Annotated in this window: 19 protein-coding genes; 7 read left to right on the forward strand and 12 right to left on the reverse strand. The window is 54.1% G+C overall.

Annotation, left to right across the window (positions count from 1 at the left end):
* Window positions 1-59: 59 nt before the first annotated feature.
* A complete protein-coding gene (locus ACFQ1Z_RS05865; RefSeq protein WP_379056323.1) occupies window positions 60-923 on the forward strand; it encodes a zinc dependent phospholipase C family protein in 864 nt (287 codons plus the stop codon).
* 108 nt (window positions 924-1,031) lie between these two features.
* Window positions 1,032-2,273 carry a metallophosphoesterase gene (locus tag ACFQ1Z_RS05870; RefSeq protein ID WP_379056324.1) on the forward strand — a complete coding sequence of 414 codons (1,242 nt, stop codon included), beginning with the start codon at window positions 1,032-1,034 and terminating at the stop codon, window positions 2,271-2,273.
* A 49-nt stretch (window positions 2,274-2,322) separates the two neighbouring features.
* Here ACFQ1Z_RS05870 and ACFQ1Z_RS05875 read toward each other — a convergent pair whose 3' ends face one another.
* The 6 genes from ACFQ1Z_RS05875 to ACFQ1Z_RS05900 are packed head-to-tail and all read right to left on the reverse strand — an operon-like array spanning window position 2,323 to window position 7,611.
* Entirely contained in the window at window positions 2,323-3,276 is a 954-nt protein-coding gene (locus ACFQ1Z_RS05875) for a vWA domain-containing protein (protein WP_379056325.1), read from the reverse strand.
* Complete coding sequence (locus ACFQ1Z_RS05880; RefSeq protein ID WP_379056326.1) at window positions 3,276-3,812, reverse strand: hypothetical protein; 537 nt, start codon at window positions 3,810-3,812, stop codon at window positions 3,276-3,278. Before ACFQ1Z_RS05880 ends, ACFQ1Z_RS05875 begins: the two co-directional genes overlap by 1 nt.
* Complete coding sequence (locus ACFQ1Z_RS05885; protein ID WP_379056328.1) at window positions 3,813-4,778, reverse strand: vWA domain-containing protein; 966 nt, start codon at window positions 4,776-4,778, stop codon at window positions 3,813-3,815. It abuts the gene before it with no gap.
* Window positions 4,778-5,698, reverse strand: coding sequence for a hypothetical protein (locus ACFQ1Z_RS05890; RefSeq protein ID WP_379056329.1), 921 nt, complete (start codon window positions 5,696-5,698; stop codon window positions 4,778-4,780). Before ACFQ1Z_RS05890 ends, ACFQ1Z_RS05885 begins: the two co-directional genes overlap by 1 nt.
* Window positions 5,699-5,707: 9 nt before the next feature.
* Entirely contained in the window at window positions 5,708-6,568 is an 861-nt protein-coding gene (locus ACFQ1Z_RS05895) for a DUF58 domain-containing protein (RefSeq protein WP_379056330.1), read from the reverse strand.
* Window positions 6,565-7,611, reverse strand: a complete 1,047-nt coding sequence (locus ACFQ1Z_RS05900; protein ID WP_379056331.1) for an AAA family ATPase — start codon at window positions 7,609-7,611, stop codon at window positions 6,565-6,567. The genes ACFQ1Z_RS05895 and ACFQ1Z_RS05900 overlap by 4 nt, the downstream gene beginning before the upstream one ends.
* A gap of 225 nt (window positions 7,612-7,836) precedes the next feature.
* Here ACFQ1Z_RS05900 and ACFQ1Z_RS05905 point away from each other — a divergent pair, with 225 nt between their 5' ends.
* The gene (locus tag ACFQ1Z_RS05905) at window positions 7,837-8,568 is read left to right on the forward strand and encodes a hypothetical protein (RefSeq protein ID WP_379056332.1); all 732 of its coding nucleotides are present in this window, start codon (window positions 7,837-7,839) and stop codon (window positions 8,566-8,568) included.
* A 66-nt stretch (window positions 8,569-8,634) separates the two neighbouring features.
* Complete coding sequence (locus ACFQ1Z_RS05910; RefSeq protein ID WP_379056333.1) at window positions 8,635-9,189, forward strand: TetR/AcrR family transcriptional regulator; 555 nt, start codon at window positions 8,635-8,637, stop codon at window positions 9,187-9,189.
* A 59-nt stretch (window positions 9,190-9,248) separates the two neighbouring features.
* Here ACFQ1Z_RS05910 and ACFQ1Z_RS05915 read toward each other — a convergent pair whose 3' ends face one another.
* Window positions 9,249-9,887, reverse strand: a complete 639-nt coding sequence (locus tag ACFQ1Z_RS05915) for a TetR/AcrR family transcriptional regulator (protein ID WP_379056334.1) — start codon at window positions 9,885-9,887, stop codon at window positions 9,249-9,251.
* 139 nt (window positions 9,888-10,026) lie between these two features.
* On the opposite strand from ACFQ1Z_RS05915, the gene ACFQ1Z_RS05920 reads away from it, so the two are divergent.
* Together ACFQ1Z_RS05920 and ACFQ1Z_RS05925 are read left to right on the forward strand one after the other, a co-directional pair.
* The gene (locus tag ACFQ1Z_RS05920) at window positions 10,027-10,770 is read left to right on the forward strand and encodes an SDR family oxidoreductase (protein WP_379056335.1); all 744 of its coding nucleotides are present in this window, start codon (window positions 10,027-10,029) and stop codon (window positions 10,768-10,770) included.
* A complete protein-coding gene (locus ACFQ1Z_RS05925) occupies window positions 10,764-11,018 on the forward strand; it encodes a DUF2798 domain-containing protein (protein ID WP_379056336.1) in 255 nt (84 codons plus the stop codon). Before ACFQ1Z_RS05920 ends, ACFQ1Z_RS05925 begins: the two co-directional genes overlap by 7 nt.
* A 71-nt stretch (window positions 11,019-11,089) precedes the next feature.
* On the opposite strand, the gene infA is transcribed toward ACFQ1Z_RS05925, so the two are convergent.
* From infA to ACFQ1Z_RS05940, 3 genes are all read right to left on the reverse strand, one after another.
* Window positions 11,090-11,326, reverse strand: a complete 237-nt coding sequence (gene infA / locus ACFQ1Z_RS05930) for a translation initiation factor IF-1 (RefSeq protein WP_018985695.1) — start codon at window positions 11,324-11,326, stop codon at window positions 11,090-11,092.
* An 87-nt stretch (window positions 11,327-11,413) separates the two neighbouring features.
* The gene (locus ACFQ1Z_RS05935) at window positions 11,414-11,620 is read right to left on the reverse strand and encodes a cold-shock protein (protein ID WP_018985697.1); all 207 of its coding nucleotides are present in this window, start codon (window positions 11,618-11,620) and stop codon (window positions 11,414-11,416) included.
* 285 nt (window positions 11,621-11,905) lie between these two features.
* On the reverse strand, window positions 11,906-13,315 hold the full coding sequence (locus ACFQ1Z_RS05940) for an aminotransferase-like domain-containing protein (RefSeq protein WP_379056338.1): 1,410 nt from the start codon (window positions 13,313-13,315) through the stop codon (window positions 11,906-11,908).
* 340 nt (window positions 13,316-13,655) lie between these two features.
* Here ACFQ1Z_RS05940 and ACFQ1Z_RS05945 point away from each other — a divergent pair, with 340 nt between their 5' ends.
* Window positions 13,656-14,294 (forward strand): FMN-binding negative transcriptional regulator, encoded by a 639-nt coding sequence (locus tag ACFQ1Z_RS05945; RefSeq protein ID WP_379056340.1) that lies wholly within the window; start codon window positions 13,656-13,658, stop codon window positions 14,292-14,294.
* A 93-nt stretch (window positions 14,295-14,387) separates the two neighbouring features.
* Here the strand turns inward: ACFQ1Z_RS05945 and ACFQ1Z_RS05950 are convergent, their stop codons facing one another.
* Together ACFQ1Z_RS05950 and ACFQ1Z_RS05955 are read right to left on the reverse strand one after the other, a co-directional pair.
* Window positions 14,388-14,921: a phosphatase PAP2 family protein gene (locus tag ACFQ1Z_RS05950; protein WP_379056342.1), complete on the reverse strand. Its 534-nt coding sequence runs from the start codon at window positions 14,919-14,921 to the stop codon at window positions 14,388-14,390.
* Window positions 14,922-15,062: 141 nt separating this feature from the next.
* On the reverse strand, window positions 15,063-15,344 hold the full coding sequence (locus tag ACFQ1Z_RS05955) for a DUF2818 family protein (RefSeq protein WP_379056344.1): 282 nt from the start codon (window positions 15,342-15,344) through the stop codon (window positions 15,063-15,065).

Raw genomic sequence — 15,344 nt, forward strand, 5'->3', positions numbered from 1 at the left:
TCATATCAACGTCATACAACCGTCATTGATCTGTCATCTGGCGGGCGCAGAGTGCGCACATGCAAAAGCGACATTTTCGATATCTACTGCTCCTGCTGTTACTGATCGCCATGCCCGGCGAAGCACACGCCTGGGGCCTGTACTCACATGTCGCTTATACCCATAGCTGGATGCAGACCTTGCCACTGCTACCTTTGCCGTGGCTGGGCGTGGTGCGCCGCTACCCTACCCTGGTGCTGGCGGGTGCTTGCCTGCCCGACCTGGCGGTGGTGTCGCGCACCTTCAATCACAGCCATGGCTGGGGCATAGGTCAGCAACTGCTGCAGACGCGCAATGACAGGCAGTTGGCTCTGGGCATAGGCTATAACCTGCATTTACTCACCGATGTGGTCGCCCACCAGCATTTTGTACCCACGTTTGAGGCCAAGTGGCAGCATGACAGCCTGCTCACGCATGCCGCAGCCGAGTGGGCCATGGATGCTTACCTGCAAAGCACAGACTTTCCCTCGCCGTCTAAACTGTTGCGCATACACCGCAAAACCATAGTGGAGACCCTGACGCAAACCATGCAGTGTGAGGCAGACATTGTGGAAAAAGCGGTGTCCAGGCTGGCCACTGCCGACCAGGCCTTGCGCCTGTCGCGTATCCCGCAATATCTGTTGCGCCGCTACGGCAGGCTGGATAGCGAGTTTGAACACAAACTGGGCTATTACCGCGACCAGGTCAGCCTGGCATTACAGGATCTGCCGCAACTGCTGAACGGGGCTTTCCCCTCCTTGCATGCAGAGCATGTCAATCTGGGCATGGAACAACTGGATGACTGGCGCCGTAAATGCCTGCAAGATGCCAGGCTGCGCCCTACCCGCGCCATCAGCGCGTTTGAGCATTACCAGCACCAGTGGTTCAACCAGCCTGACAGCTAGCCGCATCTACCGCAAGCTGGCAGGCAGAGACGCAGTTGCCTGAACAGGCTTTAGCCGCAAATAACTTAGACTGACTTGAATATATGGCTGGGCTATCTATAGCTGGATTTGAATCCAAGCCTGGACTTGAATATAGGCCTGCTGGCACCATCTAATGAATATCGATCCCGCCACCCCACCGCCACACGCCCCATGCCACCTTTACGATTTCTGCTCACTGTCACCACGCTGGTCAGTGTTTTACACTATTACATAGGCGCACGTTTGCTCAACAGCCTGGCCTGGCCAGACTGGGTGTTATGGGCTGGATGGGGTTTCCTGATACTGTCTACGCTGCTACAACCGATCGCTTTTCTGGCCCGCCGCTTTCGCGACCAGACGCTACGCGATATCAGCAGCTGGATCTCCATGACGCTGATGGGCGTGTTTTCTTCGCTACTGGTATTGACGCTGTTGCGTGATGTGTTGCTGCTGGCGGTGGCAGGTCTGGATGCCGCGCATGTGCTGCAAGCGGATTTCACCGCTATCGAAAAGAATACGGCTTTACTGGCTGTCGTGGGCGCGCTGGCCATTAGTGTGATCGGTTTTTTCAATGCGCGCAGATTAGCCACGGTGGTGAAGATCAAGGTGCCAATGCGCAACCTGCCCGCCGTGCTGCATGGCTTCCGCATCGTGCAGATTAGCGATATCCACGTCGGCCCTACTATCAAGCAAGGCTATCTGTCGCGTATCGTTGATCGCGTCAATACGCTTGAAGCCGACCTGATCGCCATTACCGGTGACCTGGTGGATGGCAGGGTCAGCGAACTTGCCAGCCACACCCAGCCGCTGGCTGCTTTGAGTGCGCGCCATGGCAGTTTTTTTGTCACCGGCAACCACGAATATTATTCCGGCGCACTGGACTGGATAGCGGAAATTGAGCGCCTGGGCGTGCAGGTGTTGCTCAATGAGCATGTGCAGCTGTCACATGATGGGGCGACCCTGGTATTGGCGGGCGTCACCGATTACACCGCTGGCGGCTTCTACGCGCATCACCAGAGTGACCCGCATGCCGCCATCGCCGGTGCGCCGCAGCATGCGCCCAAGATACTGCTCGCCCACCAGCCGCTGAGTGCCACAGCCGCGCAGTCTGCCGGCTTTGACCTGCAGTTATCCGGGCACACCCATGGCGGGCAGTTCTGGCCATGGAAATATCTGGTGCCACTGCAACAGCCCTACGTCGCCGGGCTGCACCGTTTAAAGGACTTGTGGGTCTATGTGAACAGGGGCACCGGCTACTGGGGGCCACCCAACCGCTTTGGCTCCCCTTCGGAGATCACCTGTCTGACGCTAGTGCCTGCTCATGAATAGGCACCTGCTCATGATTAAGCGCCTTGCTCATGATCAGGCAGCGTGTGAATCAAGCCTCAACGCGCCGGCGGTAAAGCACATCGGGCAGATAACTGGCCAGTACCAGCAAGATCGCCAGCACCAGGTAAACCGCCCGTAACGGATAGTCGGTGACAAAACTGGCGGTGGCTTTTTTCGCCGCAATCGCTTTATAAAACGCTTCCTGGTCCTGCCCTTTCAGGTAACTGCCTTTAAACTCTGCTGAAAGCTCTTTCAGGTAGTCTTCTTCCAGTTGTGACAGCATGCGGTCGTACTCTGCATAAGCCACCGGCGGGTCGGGTTCATCACTGCTGGGGTCGGCATAAGTCACGCCTACGGCACCGGCATTGTTATTCTCGCTGACCGGCCAGTAGCCTACCGGCTTGTTGGCGGTGTTGTAGCGGACGATGGCGACTTTTTCAGGGCCGCCGACGCCGACAAAAGTAAAGAACTCGCCTATCTGCACCCCGCTCAGATCCTGCTTGATGGTGACATTGACGCGTGGTGCTTCATCGCCATCAGTAAAAAACAGCATTTGTGCCGGCTGGTTCAGCGCATCGTAGATATGGGTGGCGGCATGCACGGAAAAGCTCAGGCGGCTATTGCCTTTCCAGGCCATGCGCCACTCCAGGTGGTCTATACCGTCGCTGATCACATCCAGGTTCTTGCACACTTCCAGCGGCGTTTGCAACATGGCCACGTTATCCGAGGCGAAAATGCCCAAGCTGAAATAAGTACCACATGGCGCTTTATGCACGATCTGCTTCATCAGATGCTGGGCATAGGCGATGCGGCTGACCTTTTTCTGGTTCAGCATCTCATCTTCGGCATTCATGCTTTGCGACACATCGGTGATTAGCAAATAATGCTGTACCTGCTGCCTGAGCTGTATGCTGGGCTTGAACAGCGCCATTAGCAGCAAGCTCAGGGCGAGTACATACAGCACCGGCTCATAATACTGTTTCAGCCATGCGATCACTCTCATTATGGCAACCCTATCGGCAGGTTACTGAGTTCCATATGCGACTGGTCTTTGGCACCCGCCTGCATGCCACGCGCCATCACCGAATGCAACAGGCTCAGGTTGAACTTAGCCGCTTTATCTGCCGGCTGCAGGCGCAATGACTGCTCATAGGCGATCTTGGCCTGCGTGTATGCGTAGCGTGCCTCATCCTGGAAAGAACCATCCTCATTCACCGTGCGCACCAGGCCAGACAAGAACAGGTTGTTAGCGATATTAAAATGGATATGCGGCAACTCGGCTTCCGGCGGCGAGGCTTCCAGCAGTTGCGCATAAGTCTGCACCGCATGTTTGTAATCAGCGTGTTTGCCCTGGTCATAGGCGGCAGTAAAGCGCTGCAGATAGGGGTAGTCTTTGTCCTTGATCAGGCTGCCGCTCTGTATCTTATGGTTAAGAGCCTGTAGCGACTGTAGCTGCCAGCCGAAATAAATTGCGCCTATCACCCCCGCCACGGTGATGCTACCCCATAGCCAGTTGGCTGTTTTTGCATGTGTTGCCATTTAGTACATCCTTATATGTTTAACCAGCACCAGGCCCAGGCCCAGCACCAGGGCCGCTATTATCAGGTCCCTGGCATAATCGTGGCCAGGAATGATGATGGCGTATTGAATGACATTCTTCTCCTTGGCGTCTATCTCGCGCAAGGCAGATTCCAGTGCCGTGGCGTTATCCGCCTCAAATGCCTTGTATTTGACTTTGAGTGAGCGGAAGAACCGGTCCAGCGAGATCGCTTCCGGTGTACGTTCTTCTTCATAGACGTTGTCAGTGAAAATACTGATGTCATCCGGTTCGCGCAGCACTATCCAGTACAAATTGATTTTTTTACCTGTCAGCTGTTTCTGGATCTGGTATTTCACGCGCGGGCTTAATTTACCGGCGCCGTCAGACAGCAACACGATGGCACGCGAGCCGGTGCTGGCGATATTCTCAAACAAGGTCACGGCGTTGGTGATACCGGCACCGATATTGGTCTGGTTCAGCGCCGGGCCGGTCGCAGCCTGGATCGCCGAGTGTATGCCATCACGGTTGGTGGTGATCTTCATGCCATACAAGGCCGAATTGGTGAAACCGACCACGCCCATCATGTCATCCGGCCTGGAATCGATAAAGGCGGTGATCAGACGCCTGGCGGCGGCGGATTTGATCTCTGCCGCATGCCCGCCCGTGCTTTGCCCGGCAAACGGGTGATCCATACTCACACTACGGTCTATCACAAACACGCTTTGCGCGCCTTTGCCTACCTTTTGCTCCTGGTGGCTATCGCCCTGCGGGCCGGCCAGCGCCAGCACCAGGCACAGTAAAAATAGCGAAGTGGCGGTTTTAACCAGGCGGTTAGCGGTATCCGAGAACGGATCGGCAGGGACCATCTGCAACCATGAATAAGATTGTGCATGCCGGCTTTTTAACAGGAAAGGCACGGCGACTACCGGTAACAGCAGCAAGAACCAGGGGTGTAACCAATGCATCAGACGCCCCGTTCACAATCGCGCAGCTGGCGCGTAAAGGTTTTACATTGCTGCAGATAAGCAGCGGCATCACTGGTTTGCCCGCTATACAGCACCGCATTGGCCTGGGCAAAGAAAGCATGCAGCTCTTGTTCCAGCGCTTTAAAGCCTGGCTGCTGGCTGAGGAACTCAGGCACATGCTTGGCCAGCATCTGCTGACCAAAACGCTGGTTCAATGCATCTTGCACTAGCAGGGCAGCCTGTTTCTGGCCTTCAGCAGTTGCCGGCAGTTTTTTCAGTTTGCGGTAAGCACGCGAGAAATGGCCCTGGCCCAAAGGCAGCAGGTTCCAGTCTGCATTGCGGTAAAGCAAGACCAGGCCGCCAACCACGGCCAGCAACAGGCTCAGGGCCAGCCCGCGTTGCGGCGTCTGCGTATCGAGCAAAGCCGGGGGGTATTGCGCGATCACGCTTTGTTTGGCTTTTTGCAACTGGTCTGGCAGCTGCGCCAGCAGCCAGAAACGCCAGGAAGGCAAGCTGACCGTGGCACCACTGTTAAACGTCAGTTGTTCGGCTGGCAGCTGCAATTGCAGCGGCTTGCCGCTGCTGGCAAACACCTGGTAATCAAACACCAGTGTGTAAACCTGTTGCCCGCCCTGTTTCTGGCTAGCTATCTGTAACTGCCTGAGCTCAACGCCATTGCGCAGCACGCCTTTAAGCGGCAGCTGGCTTTCATTGAGCTGGTCACCGGCGGCCACCGAGAGGCGGATAGTACGCTGTAACACATCGCCTATCTGTATGCCGGCATAAGAAGCCGGGTTTTGCACACTGAGCACCTGCACCTGCTGCTGTGCCAGCTCCTGTACTTGGGGCGCCGCGGTTTCGGCGTAGACCAGGCCGGGGCACATACAGGCGATCAGCCACCCTAAAAAAATCTGTTTCATCAGCACACTCTAATGGATAAGTTGTTCAAAATAGTCCGACAGCAAGGCCGCTTCAAAGCGCCCTGAGACATACAGTGGCCGGATCTCAAAGCGCGCAAACAGTTGATCCAGCGCCTGTTTACGTTGCTCGAACATCTGCACAAACTGCGCGCGTATGGCCTGACGGAAGAAAATGGTTTTTTGCTCGCCGGTTTCCGGGTCCTGCAGATTGCCAAAACCGAAACGTGGCAAACGCTGATATTCCAGCGGATCCCACAATACGATAGGGATGAGCTGGTGATTGGCCATCAGGTTCAGGCCATGCTCTATCAGCGACAATGGCATATGAAAATCCGAGATCCAGAACACCAGGCCTTTTTGCTGGCCTAGTAAGCCAGCGGCCTCGACCACACCGCTGCCATCGCGGCGGGCGCTGCGAAAATCACCCAGCTCAGCAATGGTGGCGAATGACTGGTGCGCATGGTGGCCTGGCGACAGGCTCAGATGCGGGATCACATGCTGGTCATAACTGATCATGCCAAACAGGTCGCTGTTGTCATGCGCAGAGCAGGCGATAGACGCCGCCACTGCCTGCACCGTATCCAGCTTGCGCAACTGGCCCTGAAACTGCATGGAGCTCGACAGGTCACACACGGCATACAGCGGTGAAGAGGCTTCCTGCTTGAACACGCGCACCTGTATCTGCTCGTAGGGGTCGCGTATGGTTTGCCGCAGATCTACCCGCCTGGCATCCGGGTAATCCACCAGTGAGACATGCCTGCTGAATTCATCACCCGGCCCGCGCTGTATACCCAGGTGTTCACCAGTGTGCACGCTGGCTGAACGCCAGGGCACCTGGTAGAAAAATGGCTGGGCGTAATCCGGGATCATGCTGCTTTAGCCCTGGCAGGCACACTGACAGAAGCCAGGATCTGGTTGGTCAGCTCGCGCGACAGCTCGGTGCGGCGACTCTCAAACATAGGGTTGAGCACCAGCCTGTGCGCAATGATCTCATGGAACACCGCGTGTATATCTTCCGGGAACAAGCTGTCACGGTTCATCAACCAGGCATGCACGCGCGCTGCCTTCAACAGCATGCCCATGCCGCGCGGGCTGGCGCCGGTATGTATCAGGCGATTGACATCCACGCTATCGAGCTGGATGCCGAAAGCAGCCGGTTTTTGGGTGGATTCCCACAGGTCCAGCGCATAGTCTTCGAGTATATCGCTGGAGCGGATATGGCTTTGCAACACGTCAGAGAATGCATTGAGCTGGTCGTAAGCCAGCACGCCCGCATCGACTTGCTGCGTCAGGCGCTCGGCATGCTGGAACTTCACATCGAACATCAAGGCTTTACGTAGCGCGCGGTCATCCGGGATCTCGATAGGGATCTCCATCATAAATCGGTCACGCGCCGCAGAAGGGATCTCGAAGGTTTCATTTTTTTCCACCTGGTTGCGGTCAGCAAACACCAGCATGTGCGGCAGCCTGTATTCCTTTTTGAAGGCGCTGATATGACGTTCAGCCATCACCCGCAGCATCAGTGCATGTACTTGCGGCCTGGCGCGGTTGATCTCGTTAAAGAAAAACACCGACAGTTGCTCACCGGCGCGCAGCAAAGGGCCCTCTTCCACTTTCGGCCTGCCATCCTCACCGAGGAAAGTATGGTAGATCAGGTCATTCGGCATCAGATCAACCGTGCCTTCAATACGCTCGTAAGCGCCGCCCAGACCACGGGCGATCGATTGCAGCAAAGTGGTTTTACCTACGCCCACACCGCCTTCAAGCAGCACATGGCCACGGGCAAAAATGGCGATATTGATCGCGCGTATCGCCTTGTCCTGGCCGACCACTACTTTCTTCACTTCGTTTTCGAGTGTCAGCGCATGATCGCGCCACTCGGTCAATTGTGTTTCGATTGATACGGATGTCATGGTTATCCCTTGTTTACAAATTCAGCCGGGGCTATGATGCCAAAGTAGCTTCTGGAAAGGTGTTTAAGAACTGGTTGCATTTTGTGGTTTGCCACGTTAATATGCAGACAGGTCTGTTCACTTACTTTCTAGTCTACTGCAGCCATCGAAAAAAAAGCAAGAAGATTTTTAGGGGTTATCAGCGTGAATGTACTAGCGATTGTGAATAAGACGGGACAGCGTTGCATGCGCACCGCCAGGGCTTATGCCTTGCATGGCCTTTGGCAACTGGGGCTGAAGCAGTGGAGCAGGCAGGCGCCGTTCTACCGGCTGCGTTACCAGCTGGTGAGCTGGAACACGCAACGCGTGGCAGCGTCCGGCATGCATGCAGCACTGAATGCGCAGGATATCTCGCATATCCGCCAGTTGATAGACCAGGCGCAGCAGCAGTCACTGGCACCGGTGTCGCCTACCCTGCTGGACCAGTGGTTTTTTCAGGCAGTGGGTGCGGTGCGGGTGCAGTCGCAAACCGGTGCAGCGACTGCCTGGCATCTGTTTGAACAGTCTGTGCATGAGCAGTTAGGCGCGCCAGCATGGCAACGCTCACTGTCTTTTGGCCTGCTGGTGTCTTTGTGCGTGGTGTGGATGACTCTGGTCGCCCCGGTGCAGCAACCGGCAACTATGGCTGAGTCGCCTTATGAAGTGGCGCAATTGAGCGATCACAGCGGCACCCCTGACCCGGTGACCATCAGCCTGCTCAACCTGGCCTACCAGAAGATGCAGAATGGCAGTTGCCAGCTGCCGCAGGCAGCCATGTTGCCCGACGCGCAGCGCGAGGCCTTTATCATGTTTGTGACCAAGGGCACGGTAGATGTAGCGCATGTAGAGCAATTACGGCAGGCGCTGGGCTACGTCAGCTGCCTGTATCCGCAAGAACTCATGCACCCGCAAGGACGTGATCGTGGTGAAAGACTATAAGCAAAAAATCGGGATATCCCAGCATTGGGAAAAATTGACCAGATGTTTGGTAAAAAAGGATAAGTGATGAACATGCGAGAGAAAATATTAACCATTGCCAGTAGCCTGTTTGATACCAGAGGTATACAGGCTTCAGGTGTTGATACCATCATCATGGAAGCTGGCGTTGCCAAAGCCACGCTGTACAAGCACTTCCCCAGCAAAAACCAGCTGATCACTGCCTATCTGCGTGACAAGTCTGATAAATTTTATGCCTGGCTGAATGTGCAACTGGCGAGCCAGAAAGCTGAATCGATAGAACTGCTGATCCAACTGTGCGAACTGCTGGAACAATGGATCACCAAGCCGGAATTCCATGGCCTGCCGTTTCATATTGCCGCAGTGGAGTTTCCCGACCCTGAACACCCTATCAACCAGTACTCGGCGGTGCTGTCGGTAGAGCTGCAGACCTACTTGTGCAAGATCGCCCGCAATGCAGGTGCCAAAGACCCCGAAGCACTGGGCCAGCAATTAACCATATTGTTTGAAGGTGCTGCCCTGGTAGAGCGTCTGGCACCGAATACCGGCGCCGCCAGCCGTGCCAAACAGGCTGCCATCACCCTGGTGCATAGCGCCACCTGATCGCTGGTGCGCAACGCCACCTTAAGCCTGGTGCACAGCACCATCTTAACTTAGACGGCTTATGTGTGCACCTGCTGCGTGGTGCCCACATAGGCTGCTATCAGCCCGCTAGCCATTTTCACCATCGTCAGCAATTCTGCCTGCGTGACCCCGCTGACTGCTTGTACTGTCATGCCCTGATGCAAAGTCATCACCAGCCTGGCCAGGGCAACCGCATCGGTGTCTGCGGATAAATCCCCTTCTGCTCTGGCACGCTCAAAACGCTGCGCCAGCTTTGCTTCAGTGCTGGTGCGGTAGCCACTGAGCAAGGTCTGCATATGCGCGCCTTCTGCGCTGCATGCCAGTGCACCTTTGGTGACCAGGCAGCCGGCAGCATGACTGCCATCCGTCAGCATAGTGGCCGCCTGCGTCAGCAAAGCATCTATCACTTTGGCGGCCGTTGGCTGCTGCAATGAGCTGGCGATAAAACTGGCAGGCCCTTGTACATAAGCGTCTAGCGCTTTCTGAAACAAGGCCTCTTTACTGCCATAAGCCGCATAAATGCTGGCTTTGTTCATATCCATAGCACTCATCAATGTCGCCATGGAAGTGCCTTCATAACCATGCTGCCAGAAAGCATACATGGCTTTTTCCAGCGCTGTATCGTAATCAAACGCCACTGGCCGACCGCGTTTTTTGGGCATCACTGATTCATTCATCACATATACACCTGATTGATTTTTTAATTATTATACCACTTGGTATAAAACATGTTGACACCTTATAAAATCGACAGTATTATTTATTTACCGATTGGTATTTAATTTTAAACAAAGTCACATAAAAAGGAAAATCAGCATGAGCACAACTCAACAACGTATCGCCTTTATCACTGGTGCCAACCGTGGCATAGGCCTGGAGACCGCCAAACATCTGGGCGCATTAGGCATTAAAGTCATTGTCGGCGCGCGCGATAATGCCAAAGGGGCCGAAGCGGTCGCTCAACTGCAAGCAGCAGGTGCAGATGCTGAATATCTGCACTATGACGCTGCACAGCCTAACTCACCGCAAGAAGTCGCAGCAACCTTGCTATACCGCTTCGGCAAGCTGGATATCCTGATCAACAATGCCGGCATATTGAAAGAAACGCTGATCGGGCAGAACAACACCCTGAGCGTAGACCAGGACACGCTGAAAACTACTTTTGAGGCTAACTTTTTTGCAGTGGTGTCATTGACGCAAGCCCTGCTGCCTTTATTGCAAAAATCTGACGCAGGCCGCATTGTTAACTTATCCAGCATCCTCGGCTCGCAAACCTTGCATAGCACACCAGATTCGCCTATAGATGTGGCCAAAGGCCTGGCTTACAACGCTTCAAAAACCGCATTGAATATGTTCACCATACACCTGGCGCATGCCCTGAAAGACAGCCGCATCAAAGTCAATTCTGCGCACCCTGGCTGGGTTAAAACCGAATTGGGTGGTGACAATGCGCCTATGGAGATCAGTGACAGCTGGAAAACTTCAGTGCGGTTGGCGACACTGGATGATAACGGCCCCACTGGCGGTTATTTTCATGAAGATCAGCCATTACCATGGTAAGTAGCAGCAAGTCGCGGCTGGCTTTGAAACGGCAGCTGCTATTCGCGCTGCTGATGTCACTGGTGACTGTGAATATCGTCAGCATTGCCATTCTGCTCATACATGGGGTGCCGCTGGCGCTATTGTTTGAGAAATGGCTGACCAGTATCGTGGTGGCCTGGCCTATCGTATTTATCAGTATCTTGCTGGTGGCGCCGTGGTTATTACGGCTGACGGAACGGCTGGTTAAAGACCACGATCAGCCATGATATTCAGGAGCTAGAGCGCGAGGCCGGACTGCCAAGCCTGGCAGACCTGCTCGCATGAGACTGAGGGCAGGTTAGAAAGGCTTACGTGGTTCCAGGTGACGGAAAATAATACGGCCTTTATCCATATCGTATGGAGACATCTCTATGGTGATCTTGTCGCCAGCCAGAATACGGATCTTGTGCTTGCGCATTTTACCGCCGGTGTAAGCGATCAATTCGTGACCGTTATCCAGCTTTACGCGGTAACGGGCATCCGGCAGTATCTCTGTGACTGCACCCTGCATTTCAATTAACTCTTCTTTTGCCATTCAGCATCCTTTAAAAATAAAAAAGCCCGGAATTTCCGGGCCCTTTTCCCGTAGGCCGGTTAACCAGCCTTGCGGACGTAAACTGAATTATTCAATGATTTGAATATTTGCAGCTTGTTTGCCTTTAGGGCCAGTAGCTACTTCAAAGCTCACGCGTTGGTTTTCTTTCAAAGTTTTGAAGCCTGCAGATTGGATCGCAGAGAAGTGTGCGAACAGATCTTCGCCGCCATTGTCAGGAGTGATAAAGCCAAAACCTTTTGAATCGTTAAACCATTTTACTGAACCTGTTACCATAATAAATCCTTGAATGAAAATTGATAATTCGGGCTAATGCCCATAACGAGGATCAAGATGGCGGGAAGTAACGATACACCAAAAGATAGAACCATAGAACAACGACACTACTTGAACTTCGTGAGGGCACACTATGCACGGAATATTCAAAGTTGGCAACAAGAATTTGCTAAACCTTTAAAAATTAAAAAAAATCATTAGATTTCAAGGCCTCCCGGCCATTAAGCAGGGATTCAGGGTGCCAGAAACACCCTGGTTTCACGCATATCCGGCAATTTTCAGCCCTTAATTCGCACGCAATAATGCAAAGATCCTGGGGTCGTCACAATGCGCCACATTAAAGCGCAACCAGGATGAAGGCTCCTGATACGGCCTGAACAGATTACCCGGTGCCAGCATGATGTTTTGCCGGGATGCCATGGTCGCCACCTCTGCCGCACTACGCCCATCTGCCAGCTGCGCCCACACGAACATGCCGCCCTCCGGTTCGCCATGTATATGCAAACCACAGGCTTCCAGTTCCCTGATCACCTGCCCACGCTTGACCTGCAACCGGGCGCGTATTTTGTCTATATGTTTGCGATAGCGCCCTTCGACCAGTATCTGGTGCATAAGGCGCTGATTGATCTCCGAAGTGGTGAGCCCGGTCAGTAGTTTGATATCCAGCAAGCGCATGGCCAGCTCGCGATGGCAGGCAATAAATCCGACCCGCATGCTGGCCGAAATGGTTTTGGAATAGCTGCTGACATAGATCACCCGGTTCAGCTGGTCCAGTGCTGCCAGGCGCGTCGCATGCTGCGCGTGAAAATCGCCATAGATATCATCCTCGACGATATATAAGCCGAATTTTTCTGCCAGTTGCAGTAGCTGGTGCGCGATCGCGGCACTGGTGCTGGTGCCGGTGGGGTTATGTAACACGCTATTGGTAAAGAACAGCTTCGGCCTGTGCGTCTCCAACTGCTGTTGCAATACGCTGATATCCGGGCCATTGCTCAGGCGCGGCACCCCCACCAGCCTGGCACCCAGCGATTTCAGGTAGCCAAACAATGTGTAATAGCCTGGATCATCCACCAGCACCACATCGCCGGGCTGGATAAACAGCCTGGCCACCAGATCCAGCCCGTGCGATGCACCATTGGTCATGATGATCTGCTGTGCATCTGCACTGATGCCTATATCGGCAAGGTTTTTTTGCGACAGTTGCTGCCGCAGCGGCAGGTAGCCGCTGATATCGCCATAAGCAGTTAAAAACGCGCCCGGCTTGCGCGATAGCTCATGCAGGCTTTTCTGCATGACTTTTTCATCCAGCCAGTCGCCAGGCAGCCAGCCGCAGCCTGGCCTCACCACATCAGGCACATCCCGGAAAGTATTGTGTAACAGCCACAGCACATCATCTGCGCGTTCAAGAAAAGTGGTCTGCGTTGGCGTCTCCTGCGTTTTTGCCTGTGGCGTGACATAAAACCCCGAGCCACGCCTGGACAGCAGATAACCCTGCGCGACCAGCCTGTCGTAAGCGTCAACCACGGTAAAGCGGCTGATGCCATGCTGCACGGCAAAATCACGGATGGATGGCAGCCGCGTCCCGGCCCGCAATGCACGTTGTTCAACCAGCTGCTTGATACCCGTGACCACCTGCTCAACCAGCGGGACGGACTCTAGCGGATTAAGTGTGAGCAGTGCTGGTGTAACTGGCATGGTGTGAGCTCCTGTACAGTGCATTTGATTGTTTAACAAATTGTATATGTAGTGTACATGGATTCATGCTTATGATGCGACTGACATTAACCTGGGAGTCAGAGTGAAATATTTCATCATCAGTGTGGCAGTGGCTGGTATTTATTTATCTATGCTACCTGACAAACAGGCTGCAGGCAGGCAAGTAGTTGCAGCGGACAATCAGGCTGCTGTATGCATGGCGAACCTGTCTGCAGGTGCCAGCTGTCAGCCTGCTGCGCCTGTTGAATTGTCACAACAAAAATATGTGCTGGTCAGAGGCCAGCTGCTGCCGCTATAGACAGCGGCAGCCAGTAAACGCATGTATAACCCAAAACACTTCAGCGAGACGGATCATGATGCCTTACAGGCCATCATGCGCAGCTATCCATTGGCAACCCTGGTGTTTGCCACAGCCGACAGCATGGATGCTAATCACCTGCCCCTGCACTTTAGCCAGCATGGTGATACTCCAGGCAGATTGAGCGGCCACGTAGCCCGCGCCAACCCGCTCTGTGCACAGAACATGGTTGGCAAAGAGGTACTGGTGATATTCCATGGTCCGCAGGCGTATATCTCGCCTGCCTGGTATGCTACAAAAGCACGCACCGGGATGGTGGTGCCGACCTGGAACTATGTGGTGGTGCATGCACACGGAACACTGAAACTGATAGATGACGCCGGCTGGTTGCGCGCGCACCTGGCCAGACTGACCACTGAACATGAAGCCGGTTTTGCAAGCCCGTGGCAACTGGCAGATGCACCGACAGCGTTTATAGATCAACTGCTACAGGCAGTGGTGGGCATAGAGATAGAGATCAAGCGCCTGACCGGTAAATGTAAAGCCAGCCAGAATCAGCCGCTGGAAAACCAGCTCGGCGTGATACAGGGGCTAGCTGAGCTTGATCAACAACAGGCGCATGCAATGGCGGCGACTATCGCGCGTTGCAATCAGTTGTGAGAGCAATCTAGTTGTGAGGACAAGTGAGCTGAATAGCTTGCTGGCTACAGAAAACGGCTGCTATTGCAGCCGTGATTTGCTTTGATCACCAGTTTAAAACAGTGGCGAATACAAGGCGACCAGCACATAGCCTATGCCGGCACCTGCCAGCACATCGCTAGGGTAATGCAGCCCTAATACCACGCGCGACATACCGACCAGCACCACAAACGGGTAAATGATGGGGAATAGCTGCGGATAATGTTGCACGGCCACCATACCGAAAGCCACGGCGTGCAAGGTATGGCCTGAGGGAAAGCTGAAGTAATCCAGTGGCGTACCACTTAACAATACATCCTGACGCACCTGGAAAGGTCGCGGTCGGCTGGTCCTGTGCTTGAGCCATTTATATACCAGCGTGCCGGTCAGACCTACCGTGAGCATTTGCAGGCAGACATACAAACCAGCCTGCCCCTGCGTCACTGCGATCACCAGCATCAGCAGATACCAGAACATGCCGTCGCCCATGCGCGAGATGGCACGAAACGAGTGGCGGATAAACCGATATTGCCCGGTGTGGCTGACTTTGACACACAAGCGGCTATCTACTGACTGCACCCATCCCAACGTTTGTTGTAGTTTTAGCATCACAGGTCCTTTCCGGGGTTTACCCCAGCTATGCTGGAGTAAACCGACTACTTAGGTGTAGCCAGTGTGACTGCAATGCTTGAAACTATCGTGAAGGATTAGTGAAACAAATATGACGAGGTGCTATTTGCACAGCACTCGCTATTTCCACAACATGCGATAGACAAAGCCCGGAAATGAAAACACCAGAAACAGGCACAGGGTGATAGTGTAAAACTCCCAGCCTTGCGGCCAGACCTGGCCCATGACCAGCTGCTCGACAAAATAAGCGATCACCAGCGTGATGAAGTAAGCCGGCAACAGCACAGCAAAGCGTTGCCATAACTGGCTGATATGGCCGGCGATGCCCAGCCATTTATCCGAGATCCAGCCCAGATTGGCCATAAACAGCATCAGTAGCAGATATAAAAATTTAGTTAACAT

Source organism: Methylophilus luteus, assembly GCF_042676265.1.
GTDB classification, from domain to species: Bacteria; Pseudomonadota; Gammaproteobacteria; order Burkholderiales; family Methylophilaceae; genus Methylophilus; species Methylophilus luteus.

Coding starts and splice junctions, on each gene's coding strand:
- ACFQ1Z_RS05915 (WP_379056334.1), bottom strand. CDS start 9,887: ATGAATGAATCAGTGATGCCCAAAAAACGCGGTCGGCCAGTGGCGTTT.
- ACFQ1Z_RS05895 (WP_379056330.1), bottom strand. CDS start 6,568: ATGATCCCGGATTACGCCCAGCCATTTTTCTACCAGGTGCCCTGGCGT.
- ACFQ1Z_RS05925 (WP_379056336.1), top strand. CDS start 10,764: ATGGTAAGTAGCAGCAAGTCGCGGCTGGCTTTGAAACGGCAGCTGCTA.
- ACFQ1Z_RS05900 (WP_379056331.1), bottom strand. CDS start 7,611: ATGACATCCGTATCAATCGAAACACAATTGACCGAGTGGCGCGATCAT.
- ACFQ1Z_RS05865 (WP_379056323.1), top strand. CDS start 60: ATGCAAAAGCGACATTTTCGATATCTACTGCTCCTGCTGTTACTGATC.
- ACFQ1Z_RS05955 (WP_379056344.1), bottom strand. CDS start 15,344: ATGTTAACTAAATTTTTATATCTGCTACTGATGCTGTTTATGGCCAAT.
- ACFQ1Z_RS05935 (WP_018985697.1), bottom strand. CDS start 11,620: ATGGTAACAGGTTCAGTAAAATGGTTTAACGATTCAAAAGGTTTTGGC.
- ACFQ1Z_RS05945 (WP_379056340.1), top strand. CDS start 13,656: ATGTATAACCCAAAACACTTCAGCGAGACGGATCATGATGCCTTACAG.
- ACFQ1Z_RS05880 (WP_379056326.1), bottom strand. CDS start 3,812: ATGGCAACACATGCAAAAACAGCCAACTGGCTATGGGGTAGCATCACC.
- ACFQ1Z_RS05940 (WP_379056338.1), bottom strand. CDS start 13,315: ATGCCAGTTACACCAGCACTGCTCACACTTAATCCGCTAGAGTCCGTC.
- ACFQ1Z_RS05885 (WP_379056328.1), bottom strand. CDS start 4,778: ATGCATTGGTTACACCCCTGGTTCTTGCTGCTGTTACCGGTAGTCGCC.
- ACFQ1Z_RS05920 (WP_379056335.1), top strand. CDS start 10,027: ATGAGCACAACTCAACAACGTATCGCCTTTATCACTGGTGCCAACCGT.
- ACFQ1Z_RS05875 (WP_379056325.1), bottom strand. CDS start 3,276: ATGAGAGTGATCGCATGGCTGAAACAGTATTATGAGCCGGTGCTGTAT.
- ACFQ1Z_RS05910 (WP_379056333.1), top strand. CDS start 8,635: ATGAACATGCGAGAGAAAATATTAACCATTGCCAGTAGCCTGTTTGAT.
- ACFQ1Z_RS05905 (WP_379056332.1), top strand. CDS start 7,837: ATGCGCACCGCCAGGGCTTATGCCTTGCATGGCCTTTGGCAACTGGGG.
- infA (WP_018985695.1), bottom strand. CDS start 11,326: ATGGCAAAAGAAGAGTTAATTGAAATGCAGGGTGCAGTCACAGAGATA.
- ACFQ1Z_RS05890 (WP_379056329.1), bottom strand. CDS start 5,698: ATGAAACAGATTTTTTTAGGGTGGCTGATCGCCTGTATGTGCCCCGGC.
- ACFQ1Z_RS05950 (WP_379056342.1), bottom strand. CDS start 14,921: ATGCTAAAACTACAACAAACGTTGGGATGGGTGCAGTCAGTAGATAGC.